The sequence below is a fragment of the Microcystis sp. LE19-131.1A genome, assembly GCF_027532015.1.
Lineage (GTDB): Bacteria > Cyanobacteriota > Cyanobacteriia > Cyanobacteriales > Microcystaceae > Microcystis > Microcystis ichthyoblabe_A.
On sequence record NZ_JAPZSS010000267.1, the window covers coordinates 1 to 13786 of the forward strand.

The following is a 13786-nucleotide window of genomic DNA, read 5'->3' on the forward strand; positions in this document are numbered from 1 at the left end:
TAATACAGTGAGTTCTTTTCTTCTTCCGTGAATTCTAGGTTAATCATGTTTTTAATGAGTGCTTTGCTTCTAATTATGACTCTTAAACTATACTATTGTCCTTGAGTAAAAAATGCAAGTTGCAGCCGTGCAAAGTATAGTAGCCGGAATTATCGATGAAATAGGAATTGTGGAAGGAACCACAAAGGACACAAAGATTGATAGATCCTATGTAAGTTAAACTGATCACACAGAACCTAGAAGAGCCTGAAATTTTTGGCTGAGTTGGCGGCAGCTTGCCGCCAACTCACTCCTCTAGATAAGTATTTTGACTCACGCTCCTTCCTCTTTTAAGACGTTGTCACACTTAGGGTGCGGAATGTGGATTTATTTTTGCACAAATTCCCGAATGATCGATTGGAAACTTGGATATTAATTTAGCAAAACGACTTGACTCAGATGTATATATATGTTTGCACAAATTCCCGAACGCTCGATGCACTATTTGCGATGGGTTCTGACCATCGCTTGGTTAATTCTGATATTTTCTCTATTTTTTGACCCGATTTCGGCAAAATTAACCGATCCTAACAATCTTTCTAGTCCCCTGAGAGTGGATCCCGATCTGTGCATTAAAGTCCAGGGGGTTTGCCTACCCCAATCCTCCTATCAGTTAGGTGCGCCGATTTTTTGGGGAATAGTGGTTCCTAGTGGTGTTTTTATCTTATTAGTATTCGGTCACGAACTCTGGCGGCGTATCTGTCCTTTATCCTTTCTTTCTCAAATACCGCGTGCTTTGGGTAAACAGCGTCAGAAAAAACAGACCGATAAATCGGGAAAAGTCCGCTCTGAAATCTATAAAGTGCCGAAAAACTCTTGGTTAGCTCGGAATTATCTCTATCTACAATTAAGTCTGTTATTTTTGGGTTTATGCGGACGGATTCTTTTTTATAATTCCGATCGCTTAGTCTTGGGTAGCTTTTTAATCTTTACTATTCTAGCGGCGATCTTTGTGGGTTACTGGTATGGGGGCAAATCTTGGTGTAACTATTTCTGTCCCATGAGTCCAGTTGAAAGGATTTATGGTGAACCGAGGGGTTTGCTGAATAGTACCGCTCACGAAGACAGTCGCAGTGGGATTACTCAATCTATGTGTCGTATTGTCCGAGAAGATGGTAGCGAACAAAGTGCCTGTGTTGCCTGTCAAAGTCCCTGTATCGATATCGATGCGGAAAGATCCTATTGGGATGGGATTAATAACAGCGATCGCCAATGGCTTTATTACGGTTATTTTGGCTTAGTTTTTGGCTATTTTATCTATTATTATCTCTATGCTGGCAATTGGGACTATTATTTCTCTGGAGCTTGGGCGCACGACGAAAATCAGCTAGAATCCCTCTTTAAACCGGGTTTTTATCTTGCGGGTAATCAGATTCCGATTCCGAAGCTGGTAGCTGTTCCCTTAACTTTGGCAATCTGCACTTTTTTGGGTTATTTTCTCGGTAAAAAAGTTGAAAATGCCTATAAAGTCTATAGAATCCGTAAAAAGTCGCCCTTACCGACCGAAATTATCCGTCATCGAGTCTTTACTTTCGGAACTTTTCTGATTTTCAATTTCTTCTTTATTTTCGGTGGTCGTCCTTTTATTAATCTTTTGCCAAAATTTTGGCATTATTTCGCTAGTATTTTAGCGGCTGTTTTGAGTAGTTTATGGTTATATCGCACTTGGATAAGGGATCCGAGTCGTTACCAACGGGAAGGACTCGCAGGAAAATTGCGTAAACAGTTGCGTAAACTGAATCTCGATACGGCTAAATATCTCGATCGGCGATCGCTGGAAACTTTGGACGCAGATGAGGTGTATGTGTTGGCCAAGATACTGCCGGATTTCACGCACCAGAAGTGTTTAAAAGCCTATAAAGCCGTGTTAAAAGAGGCTTTGGAGGAGGGATATAGTGACTTCGGCCACAGCCTCGAAATCCTGCAACAAATGCGCTTAGAGTTGACGATTACTGAGGCAGAACATCAGGCGATTTTAACAGAGTTGGGTGTGGAATCGGCCGAACTTCTCGATCCAGAAAAGCAGTATAGTCGCGAGGATTGGTTACGTTTGCAGAGTTATCGCGATGCTTTGTTAGAAAGTTTGTTGGTGACATGGAAAAAAGACCCCGATCGCCAGGTGGGTTCGGAATTGCTGGAAGTGTTAACCGGTAAGAGTTCTAGGGAAGTGATCGAGCATTTATTGACGGAATTGCCAGTCGCAGGAAAGGAAACTGTCGAGTCTTTGCGTCGCCAGTACAGAGTTACTGGTCAGGAGGAGGAAACGATTCTCCATCGTCCTCCGGCCGATCAATTATGGCAAAATATCGCCCGCGCTTTTCAGGTTTTCGATCGTCTATCTTTTAGTAGTGACAGCGATCGTGATCAACAGGAAAGAATTTTATTGGAAAGATTCCAGCTATTCGATAGTGATAGCTCTGGACAAATTAGCCTTGAGGAGTTAAAAGCTTGTCTTCAGGCGATCGAACTAGGGGTGACAGACAAGGAAATCGAAGCTATGTTACAGCAGGCCGATACTGGTGGCGATAATCAGATTAGTTTTCAGGAATTTCGCGATCTACTGCACCAATTCCACAAATAAACTGTCTTCAACTATTGCGTCGGTCATGAATTCCAAGACATTAGGACTCTTCTAGGTTCTGTGTGATCAGCTTAACTTAGCATAGAAGCGATCGATCTTTGTGTCCTCTGTGTCTCTGTGGTTCCTTCCACCCCCTCTCTAGGGCTCTTCCGGTTTCTGTGTGGAAACGAAGCCTATACTGATAGTTTCTTCGGCAAAATAGTCGTAAAAGTCTTTCTCCGTCAACATTTCACGATTCCATAAGCAAAAATTATCACACAAAGTCGAGAAGAGCCTCTCTAGGAGGAATGTATCTTAAAATACATTTTACCCACCAAATCCAAGAGATCCGTAAAATAAGCGTGACTTTTCCCATCTGTCATGGTGTTTACCTTGCTTATTGTTAGTTTTCTAGCGGACAATTAAGCCAAATAATTGAATCTAAATCAGTCTGATTGCCTTCAGTAATTAGCTTTCTTATCAGTTCAATATAATTAAAATTACTCTCGAATAAAACAAAACGTCTATCTAAAGAAGCGGCCGCTAGTCCCACGGTTCCTGAACCAGCAAAAGGATCTAAAACCACATCACCTTTAAAAGAGTAATAGGTAATCACTTTTTCTGCCAATTCTACAGGAAAAGCGGCAGGATGTTTTGAGTTGGTGACTGGGTTAATTTTCCAGACATTAGTGCGTTCATAACCATCGGCAATTTTTGAGGCTTTTACTACTTCTTGATCGGGATGATTGCGAATATGCCAATCGATGAGTAAATCCGTGTGTTTACGATAGACTAAAACGTATTCAGTCACTGGCACGGTTTTGTATTGGAGAGGATTGCGATCAGCTGCAAATCTGCGCCCTCTACCAGTTGCCCACCCTGCTCCCTCTGGTTTTAGCCAAATAATATCATCAATAAAATCGTAACCTTCTTCAATAAAAATTCGATGCAAATCAAAGGGGACAGCAATACGTTTAGAAGCTTGATTACGCGAAGCACGACGCAACAGCACGGGAGAAATATTAATGACAAAAAAACGTCCTTCACTCAAAACTCGATGACATTTTCTGATCACCTGTCGCAGCTTCAATAGATAGCTTTCGTATTCTTCAAATTCCGAATATTCCGGACGAGCATTAAAATAGGGTGGTGAGGTAAAGATTAAATCAACACTTTCTGCGGGCATTTCCTCCAAAAGTTCGCCACAATCACCAAATCCGATGGTATTTCTCAGAGAGGAAAGCTTATATTCTTTTTTGGGTTTCTTGCGGTTTTCTAATTTAGATTCATCCTGTTTTAACAGACGAGCGATAATAATTTCAGTCCGGGTTGTCCTATCGGCTAAAATTTCGGTGGTGTAGGCATCGATCACCACTTCCCCAAGGGTTTTTTTCTGTTCATTACATAAAGGAACTCGCCAAATATGATATCTGTCATCCACTTCTGGTAAACCTAATTTAATCACATTAACTAAATTTATTTCTCGCAACCAATTAAGGACAATTTCTTTAGCTTCTGCCACCGTGCGAAGCAGATAACCGCGCTTTTCCGATACCAGTTCTTTTTCCATGACATTACTCTAGTTCTCTCTAGAATTCTAGCTGATCATTATCCAAAAAACTAGGAGAGTCTCAAGATAGAAATTGGCCACCCTTTAAAAATTCCACATTTCTAACACTTTTCCCGTAATGGTTTGATTTAACCAGAAAGTATTATGACTGAGGGACTGAAGATTATTTGCCGTTACTTTCCAGCTTGTTTGGGGATGAAAAAGAATTGCTTCCGCGGGATTGCCAGGGGTAAGAGATGCTGGTTTTTGTTGTAAACAATGACAGGGATTGAGACTCAGCGCTTGCCATAATTGTAAAGCTGATAATTGCCCGGTTATTACTAATTTTTCCCAGAGTAGCGGTAAAGCTAATTCTAACCCGATCGCGCCGGGGGGTGCTTCTGCAAAAGAGACGGTTTTTTCTTCGTAGGTATAGGGACGATGATCGATCGCGATTGCATCGATAATTCCCTCCTTAATTGCCGCAATTAACGCCTTGCGATCGCTTTCGTTGCCCAAGGGTGGAGCGAGGTGTAAACTGGGATGATAGCTGGCGATCGATCCTGTATTTAAGAGGAGATGCAACCACGTCACACTAGCGGTTATCGGCAATCCCCGCATTTTTGCCTCGCGAATTAATTCCACTCCTCGACGGGTAGAAATTCGCATTAGGTGAACAGGTGTATTAATTTCGCCGACGATTTCTAAAATTGTGGCTAAAGCAGTGGTTTCAGAAATAGCAGGATCTCCGGGTAAACCGAAGCGAATCGAGGTTTCTCCCTCGCGCATGACTCCATTACCCTTTAATTGCTGATTTACGGGGGAAAGGGCGATATTTTGACCGAAGGGTTTTAGGTATTCCAATAAGTGCCGCAACAGTCCCAAATCTTCCAGTCCGCGATTATCGGTAAAACCCACCGCTACAGGCATTAAATCGGCTAATTCGGTCATTTTTTGCCCTTGTCTTCCTAGGGTGAGACTTGCCCAAAAATGCAGACGAGTCGATTTTGAGTCAAAAAACCCTTGACTTTTTTGCTGTAATGTGCTAATAAGTGCGGGGTGATCGAGAGGGGGGAGAGTATTGGGGAGAATTGCCACCCGGGTGCAGCCTCCGGCCGTGGCCGCTTTGAGCAAAGATGCGAGGGTTTCTCGGTCTTCGTGGCCAGGTTCCCCGGAATGACTGTAGAGATCGACTAATCCGGGAGCAAAAATACAGTTTTGACCAGAAATATAGTTACTATTTTCTCTTGGGGGAAGCTGGGATTCGATCGCTTTAATTACCCCCTCCTCAATCCAGACATCGGCAATGCGATCGGTTTGTGTCAGGGGGTCAAGGACTCTAACCTGTTCTATAATTGTCGAGGATTGGCTATTCACGCAGACTAATTAAAACGTCATTTTTTCCTTTGGCAGTATATCACGTTAAGTAAAAAGTAAAAAGTAAAAAAGCTGAGTTCTCGGTTAGGTTGGGGGACGATAAGTTAGAATATTGATCAACTACGGTTTTAATCTTTATTTTAATTGGCCGATCCACCCTAGGCAGAATTGATAGCCGAATCATGCAGCTAGAACTTTTCGATTTTAATAATTTAGAAGAATTTAATCGGGGAACCCCGCGATTAGTTTCTTTTCGAGATTTAGTACCAGAAATCACCAGCACCAGTTATCTAACCCACAGCATCTATTATTATCCTGCCAAATTTATTCCCCAAGTGGTGAGATTTTGCCTTGATAATTACAGTAAAAAGGATGATTGGATTATCGATCCTTTTGCGGGTTCAGGTACGGTAGGTTTAGAGGCTAAACTTTGTCAAAGAAATGCAGTTTTAACTGACCTGAATTATCTTTTAAACCATATTATCCCGATTAAGATCACGGAACAACAAGAACCATTGAGTTACTCAGAGTTAGATAAAAAAATCTTAGAAGTTTTTGCCAGCAAGGATAAATTTATCCCTCAGTGGTCAAATTTAAACTATTGGTATCCAGAGGATATTTTAGTAGTTTTACAGAAACTTTGGGCAGGTCAAAAAAGTCTAGAACCTGATTTGTATTCCCAGATCATTCAAGCGGTTTTAGTGAAAGTTAGTAAACAGTTTTCCTATGCAGAACACACGAAACCAAAATTATTTCAATCGAAATACAAAAAATCAGATATACAAGAACTATTACAAAGAGATTGGCAAGAGGAATTAAAACGAACAATTAAAGATATGAGTTTGGAAACTTTAACCAGCGTCAATCAATATATTACCGTAACTTGGCATAATTATAATCAGGTGCTTTTTTATGGAGGAGTAGATAGTGCCACTTTTGAGATCGAGCAAAATCTAGAGTTAGATTGTTTAATTAGTTCACCCCCCTATCTGCAAGCACAGGAATATATCAGAACAGCAAAACTAGATTTATATTGGTTAGGATATACAGAAAAAGAAGTACAAAAAATCTCTAAGCTAGAAATTCCCTACCGACAGGCTACCAGATTAATCGAAACCGAAACCTTAAATCAAGTGAGATCGAGTTTAGAGAAAGAGAATTTACATAAAATACTCGATTCCTATTTTTGTCACACCATCAACGCTTTAGAAAATGCCACCAGAAAATTAAAACAAGCTGGGAAAGCTTGCATTTTTGTGGGTAATCCGAAAGTGGATGGAGTGGAAGTAGAAACTTGGCGAATATTAGGGGAATATTTTCAGGAAAATGGCTTTATTTTTAATACCGTCTTTGAGGATAGAATTAAAACCAGACAATTATTCAAATCTCGCAAGAATAAAAATCCTGATGGCATGAAATCCGAATATTTACTAATCTTAGAGAAAAGGTAGGTCTAGTTTATAGCGTTTCCCATTCACAAAAGGTACATTCTCGATCTTGAAAAGCTTAATCAGCAAAACTTTAAGTGTGCCGTACAGGTACGAGAACCCCTATATTATGTGTAAAAAACTATGTATCTAAGCACAATTAATTACACATCTAAGCCACTACTCCGTCAGACTTCTGTGGTGGTGAGCAAACAGAGAACTGAAAACTCAAATCCGATCCCTAATAGCTTTATCCCGTCTCCCGTCTCGACTAGGAAATTAATTTTGCACGACTACTTATGTAAACAACAGGCTTCGATCGTTGAGATAGCGATCGCCCTTGAGGTTCGGCGATTGCAGCTTGGGTAAACATTTAGGGACTTGCGCTTTGATAATAGAGTTCTTGCATAATTAATTCTTGAGAGTTCAAAAATGACAAAAATAGACATAAAACTGCATAAAATGCCTAAATGAAGCATTTAATCGATTAATGCTTATTCTTAATTCTCCCGACGACCGGCTCCTAACCCCACCAACAAACTTTTTGCCGTAAACCCTAGCTTAACACCATAGTTCGGGAACCCGTACCGATCGAGCAGTTGTCAGGGGGCCTTCTATTTCGGTAAATTAGCACTCGGAAGGTAAGAGTGCTAATCTGAAAAAAGCACTTACCCAAATACAAGACAAACGGAGGATATTCCATGGCTGCAGTCAGCATCAACGTAACTACTGTTAAACCCCTAGGCGATCGAGTTTTCGTCAAAGTTAGTCCCAGCGAAGAAAAAACCGCCGGTGGTATTTTCCTTCCCGACGCCGCGCAAGAAAAACCCCAAATCGGGGAAGTCGTGACCGTCGGCACTGGCAAACGCAACGATGACGGTAGCCGTACCCCTGTAGAAGTGGGTGTGGGTGACAAAGTTCTCTACTCCAAATATGCCGGAACCGATATCAAACTTGGTGGCGAAGAATACGTTCTCCTCTCCGAAAAAGACATTCTCGCCGTCGTTTCCTAATCATCTACCCTTGAAAACCCCTATTTTGCCCGAATAACGATACATTATGGCTAAATCTATTATCTACAACGAAGATGCTCGTCGCGCCCTAGAAAAAGGCATGGATCTGCTGGCCGAAGCGGTGGCTGTCACCCTTGGCCCCAAAGGTCGTAACGTCGTCCTCGAAAAGAAATTTGGCGCACCCCAAATCGTCAATGATGGCATCACCATCGCTAAAGAAATCGAACTGGAAGACCATATCGAGAACACCGGTGTGGCTTTAATTCGCCAAGCCGCCTCAAAAACCAACGATGTAGCGGGGGATGGTACAACTACCGCCACCGTTCTCGCCCACGCTATCGTTAAAGAAGGTTTACGCAACGTCGCCGCCGGTGCTAACCCGATTTCTCTGAAAAAAGGGATCGATAAAGCTGCCGATTTCCTCGTCAGTCAAATCGCCAAACACGCGAAACCCGTAGAAGATTCCAAAGCGATCGCACAAGTGGGCGCTATCTCTGCCGGTAACGATGATGAAGTCGGTCAAATGATCGCCTCGGCCATGGATAAAGTCGGCAAAGAAGGCGTAATTTCCCTAGAAGAAGGGAAATCGATGACCACCGAACTAGAAATCACCGAAGGGATGCGTTTTGACAAAGGTTATATCTCTCCCTACTTTGTCACCGACACCGAGCGCATGGAATGCGTTTTTGAGGATCCCGCTATTCTGATTACCGACAAAAAAATCGGTTTAGTACAGGATTTGGTTCCTATTCTCGAACAAGTGGCCCGTCAAGGTAAACCCCTAGTAATTATCGCCGAAGACATCGAAAAAGAAGCTTTGGCAACCCTAGTGGTTAACCGTCTGCGCGGTGTTCTTAACGTCACTGCGGTGAAAGCTCCTGGATTTGGCGATCGCAGAAAAGCGATGTTAGAAGATATCGCCGTCTTAACCGGTGGTCAAGTCATTAGCGAAGATGCGGGTTTAAAACTGGAAACCACCAAAATTGACAGCTTAGGTACGGCCCGTCGTATCACTATGAACAAAGATACCACCACCATCGTCGCCGAAGGCAACGACGTGGCAGTGAAAACCCGTTGTGAGCAAATTCGCCGTCAAATCGAGGAAACCGATTCTTCCTACGATAAAGAAAAACTGCAAGAACGTCTGGCTAAATTAGCCGGCGGTGTGGCAGTGATTAAAGTCGGTGCCGCTACGGAAACGGAAATGAAAGACCGCAAATTGCGCCTAGAAGACGCAATTAACGCCACTAAAGCAGCCGTAGAAGAAGGTATCGTCCCCGGGGGTGGTACTACTTTAGCTCACTTGGCTCCCCAATTGGAAACTTGGGCTAAAGAAACCCTCCAGCATGAAGAATTAACCGGTGCTTTAATCGTTTCCCGCGCCATTGCTGCCCCCTTAAAACGGATCGCTGAAAATGCCGGCCAAAACGGTGCAGTTATTGCCGAACGGGTGAAAGAGAAGCCCTTTAATGTCGGTTATAATGCCGCTACCGGTGAGTTCTCCGATATGTTTGAGGCGGGTATCGTTGACCCCGCTAAAGTGACTCGTTCTGCCCTACAAAATGCCGCTTCTATCGCCGGTATGGTTTTAACTACCGAGTGTATTGTTGTGGATAAACCGGAAAAAGAAAAATCCGCTCCTCCCGCTGGCGGTGGTGACTTCGACTATTAATAATTAGTCTGTTTTTTCTGGACTCGATCGCTTAATTGCGATCGAGTTTTTTTTGATGAAAAAACATCACTTCGGGTTAGGGAAAGTACAATTTTATCCCCGGTGCTTTTTCCTTGCGGTAAAATATTGATAGCTCGATCGGGTATCCCGATTTACAGCCCGCCATGCGGAACAAATCTGGATTGTTAAGTAGGTAGGCGTTAAAAGTTGTCAGACACCCCCCTTATCAAGGGGGGCAGGGGGGATCCCCCCGCCTATCGGCACCCCCCTTATCAAGGGGGGCAGGGGGGATCGAACCTAAAATCCATGGCTCTTCGGTTTGTGTTATGCAATGGACGGGGGTTATAAGGGATGGAACACTTATATAGAAAGGCATTTAGCGATTTTTGTCAATTATTTTCGATCTAGAGCGAACTAATCAATTAAGTCTTTTACCAGATAAGGATTTAGTCGATTTATGCCCCCATATCGAACCATACCAAGTAACGAAGAACCAAATCCATTTTTAATTTAATTATAACCAGCTACTTAACTTATACCACGATGTCGAAAAAAGCGAAAGGATTCGGTCAGTCGCCAACTCCCACGAGAAAATTTAAGGATTTTCTCCTTGCTTTTGGGGATTTTTGTCGAAAAAATCCCAAATATGAAACGAAGCTACAGCAATTTTTCAAAGCAAATATTAATAAATTAGATGATTTACTTTTAGACGCTTTACCTTTAGTCTTCACAAGCTTAATCGCCGATAAATCAATAGACGAGCGAGAAATAATAGCCAGCCTTTTCGAGAATTTTGCTGTCACCATTTACAAGTTTCCGTTAGGCGATCGAGCAACAAATTTAGAATTAAGTATTACCGCTCATAATCTCAGCCTAAAAATTTATACCCGCAAGGATTCCCCCGAAAATTGGGCGCAAATCCTCAATAACCTTGCCCTCGCTTACAGTAATCGAATTCGGGGCGATCGGGCGGAAAATCTAGAGAAAGCGATCGAACTGTACGGGCAAGCTTTAGAAATTAGAACCCGCGAGAATTTCCCTGAAAATTGGGCAGCAACCCTCAATAACCTCGCTATCGCTTACAGTAATCGAATTCGGGGCGATCGGGCGGAAAATCTAGAGAAAGCGATCGAACTGTACGAGCAAACTTTAGAAGTTAGAACCCGCGAGAATTTCCTCGAAGATTGGGCGACAATCCTCAATAACCTTGCCCTTGCCTACAGTGATCGAATACTGGGCGATCGGTCTGAAAATCTAGAAAGGGCGATCAAACTGTACGAGCAAGCTTTAGAAGTTAGAACCCGCAAGAATTTCCCCGTCGATTGGGCGGGAACCCTCAATAACCTTGCCAGCGCTTACAGTAATCGAATACTGGGCGATCGGGCGGAAAATCTAGAGAAAGCGATCGAACTGTACGGGCAAGCGTTAGAAGTCTATACCCGCGAGAATTTCCCCGAAAATTGGGCGATGAGTCAGCATAATTTGGCCAATGCCTATCGCGAGAGAGTTTTAGGAGAGCGGAAGGACAATTTAGAACAGGCGATCGATCTCTACAATCAAGCCGCTCAAATCTCTACTCGTGCCGCGTTTCCCGTGCCATGGGCGGGGAATCAAGGGGATTTGGCAGAAGCTTTGATGCAACGGGATAACCCCGGCGATCTCGATACTGCGATCGCTCTACTTCAAGAAGCTCTAGAATTCTCCCCCGCAGGTTGTCAAGATTTTATTGACTCTCAGTATCGATTAGGAATAGCTCTTTCTCAAAGGTACGATCGCGACAAAAATTTCGACGATCTCCGACAGGCTTTAGTAGCTTATAAAACCGCCCTAGATCTGATTAGTCCCGAACATTACGATCGAAAAGATATCTGGAAAGCGCTGCCCACTACCCAAACCATTCTCGGTAGTCGTCTGGTGCGGGATGGCGAATGGCAGCAAGGGTTACAACTGTTGTTAAATAGCGTCAATCAACTTAGTACCAGTGACGATCGCCTAGCCCATGCGAACGCGCTCTACCACACCGGCCGCGCCTACGAAGTTCTGTCCGATCGAGAGAAAGCCCGTCTCTACTATCGCGATGCCCTGCGTTGGTACGAATATTTACAGGATTTACCCGGAATCGCCAAAAGTCGCACCGGATTGGGGAATGTTTTCGTATCCCAAGGACATCTAGAGAAAGGAATGAAGGAACTCGATCGAGCGAAGGCAATCTACCAACAACTACCACAGACCGATCCCGATAAAGTGGAGGAGATAGACATTATTTATCAAGCTTCTCGACGGGCGATCGAACGACAAACCAGCGAGGTATATATATGACAAGTGCCGATGATCTTTTTAAGCAATCCTTTGACAATATCCAACGGTTAGGACTGAAGGAAATCCCCTTTACCGAAAGCCCGATCGATTTAAACAGCGATACCCTCGATCGTGTTTTTACCGGGCGACAAAAAGAATTGGGACGGGTGTTTAATCTGTTCCAAAGTCGCGAGCGTCGTCGGATTCTGGTTTCCGGTCGTTTAGGAATCGGCAAAAGTGCTTTTTTACTGGAAGTATTGTCGGTTATGCGCCGCAATCGTCCGCAAATGTTGACTACCTATATATCTCTACCCGCAGGTTTAGATATCGCCACTACAGCACTGATCGCCCCCGCTAGAGCGATGCCAAATGACGATTGGGCGCAGCGTCAACTCCATCAGATGGGAATTCCCACCGCCAAAGTGTTAAAAGAACGCGGGGCGGAAGTGGGGGCTAATGCAATCCTTACGGGTAAACTTACCGAGAAAGATTTACCGATTACGAAATTTCAATATCCGACTGTGAGCTTCGATACATTGTTAGAGCGGGCGCAAAAAATATATCCGCAGGGGATTCTGATCGCGATCGATGATCTAGATAAACAAAATCCTAGTGTGGTACGGCAAATGATGCACGACGCGCAGGGAATGTTAAAAGGTCGGGCTTGGTTTATGCTGACGGCCCACCCCATCGGGATGACGGGAGATTTATTAACCAGTGAACGCGGTTTATTTGACTTGCATTTGCCACTAGAAGAACTAGATGCCGATACCACATACCAGATGTTAATTAACTATCTCAAAAGTGCCAGAATTAACAACGATTGTACGGATCCGAAAGATGACAGGTGTGTACTTCCCTTTTTACCAGATGCGGCAAGACGTTTTTGCAAGGTTTCTCTCGGCAGACCCCGTTTGTTCAACCGCTTGGGAAATATTGTACTCTCCACTGCGGCCGATCTTCAGGTTAAAACGATCACGATGGAAGTTCTCGAAAAAGGATTAAAAGCAGCCGAACAGGATTTCCGACAACAAGCGGCCTTAAACGCCAAAGAGGAAAGAATTCGTCTGCTTTTGCAACGCAAAGGTAATATCTCCGACGATTCGATCACCATCGATGAGCTTGAAAGTTTAGGTTTTCGGGCATTTAGTGATATTTTGCCCTTTCTAGAAAGATTGGAAGAAGCTGATCTAGCTCAAAGGTTAAATCAAGAGGATGTGACGGTTTTCGAGCCGATCCTTCTCCCTCCGGCGGATTGAAGGGAAAACGAAAATACACCGGCAAAAATCGATCGCCGTTCCCAGAAAAATCCTTTAAGGATTTGGGATCGATCGCACCAGCAGAGTCAGAATACTGGTTAATACTGCCACTACCACGGGAATAATCAACGATTTTGCTCCCTTAAGGTCGGATACATCCTTAATTAAAGCGTCCTGTGTTCCCTCTACTTTTTCCAATCGCCTATCAATAATTTTGAGTTCGGTTTTCACCTCGGCCATATCTACTTTTAGATCGGTGAAATCTTTCTGTAAAGAGTCTAATTTTTCCGTGATATTTGTCAGGATAATTTCTAGGGAATCGGTGACGGGGGATTGACTCATCTGAATTTTGGGGAACATTCGATCGCCTAGTACTATTGTAGGCTGATAATCGTTGCCGTTTCCTCTCTCTTATAACAAAGAAAAACCCACTGCCCCCAGCGTTGGTGGATATTTCGACTAATAATCAATAGATCAAAGCAAAAGTAACTGAATTTCCTGAGAAAGTGGCTAATACTAAATCGGGCTATTAAAAACTGATTATTTATTCTCCCTATTGCTTTTTGCCTCTTGCCTTTTGCCTAAAACCCAT

At 43.3% G+C, this 13786-nt stretch carries 9 protein-coding genes; 6 read left to right on the forward strand and 3 right to left on the reverse strand.

Going from position 1 to position 13786, the window contains the following annotated elements; all coding sequences use genetic code 11:
- Positions 1-448 precede the first annotated feature (448 nt).
- A complete protein-coding gene (locus O9323_RS18845) occupies positions 449-2620 on the forward strand; it encodes an EF-hand domain-containing protein (RefSeq protein WP_002755774.1) in 2172 nt (723 codons plus the stop codon).
- 382 nt (positions 2621-3002) lie between these two features.
- On the opposite strand, the gene O9323_RS18850 is transcribed toward O9323_RS18845, so the two are convergent.
- Positions 3003-4169 carry a DNA-methyltransferase gene (locus O9323_RS18850; RefSeq protein ID WP_288125576.1) on the reverse strand — a complete coding sequence of 389 codons (1167 nt, stop codon included), beginning with the start codon at positions 4167-4169 and terminating at the stop codon, positions 3003-3005.
- An 84-nt stretch (positions 4170-4253) separates the two neighbouring features.
- Positions 4254-5525, reverse strand: a complete 1272-nt coding sequence (locus O9323_RS18855) for a dihydroorotase (protein ID WP_024970768.1) — start codon at positions 5523-5525, stop codon at positions 4254-4256.
- A 182-nt stretch (positions 5526-5707) separates the two neighbouring features.
- Here O9323_RS18855 and O9323_RS18860 point away from each other — a divergent pair, with 182 nt between their 5' ends.
- The 5 genes from O9323_RS18860 (at position 5708) to O9323_RS18880 (ending at position 13194) form a co-directional block, all read left to right on the forward strand.
- Positions 5708-6976: a DNA methyltransferase gene (locus O9323_RS18860; protein WP_288125577.1), complete on the forward strand. Its 1269-nt coding sequence runs from the start codon at positions 5708-5710 to the stop codon at positions 6974-6976.
- A gap of 677 nt (positions 6977-7653) precedes the next feature.
- Entirely contained in the window at positions 7654-7965 is a 312-nt protein-coding gene (gene groES, locus O9323_RS18865) for a co-chaperone GroES (protein ID WP_072926587.1), read from the forward strand.
- Positions 7966-8011: 46 nt separating this feature from the next.
- On the forward strand, positions 8012-9637 hold the full coding sequence (gene groL / locus O9323_RS18870; RefSeq protein ID WP_002755764.1) for a chaperonin GroEL: 1626 nt from the start codon (positions 8012-8014) through the stop codon (positions 9635-9637).
- Positions 9638-10180: 543 nt separating this feature from the next.
- The gene (locus O9323_RS18875) at positions 10181-11956 is read left to right on the forward strand and encodes a tetratricopeptide repeat protein (protein WP_288125578.1); all 1776 of its coding nucleotides are present in this window, start codon (positions 10181-10183) and stop codon (positions 11954-11956) included.
- Positions 11953-13194 carry a hypothetical protein gene (locus O9323_RS18880; RefSeq protein ID WP_288125579.1) on the forward strand — a complete coding sequence of 414 codons (1242 nt, stop codon included), beginning with the start codon at positions 11953-11955 and terminating at the stop codon, positions 13192-13194. Before O9323_RS18875 ends, O9323_RS18880 begins: the two co-directional genes overlap by 4 nt.
- 54 nt (positions 13195-13248) lie before the next feature.
- Here the strand turns inward: O9323_RS18880 and O9323_RS18885 are convergent, their stop codons facing one another.
- Complete coding sequence (locus O9323_RS18885; RefSeq protein ID WP_288125583.1) at positions 13249-13536, reverse strand: shikimate dehydrogenase; 288 nt, start codon at positions 13534-13536, stop codon at positions 13249-13251.
- Between the last annotated feature and the right edge of the window lie 250 nt (positions 13537-13786).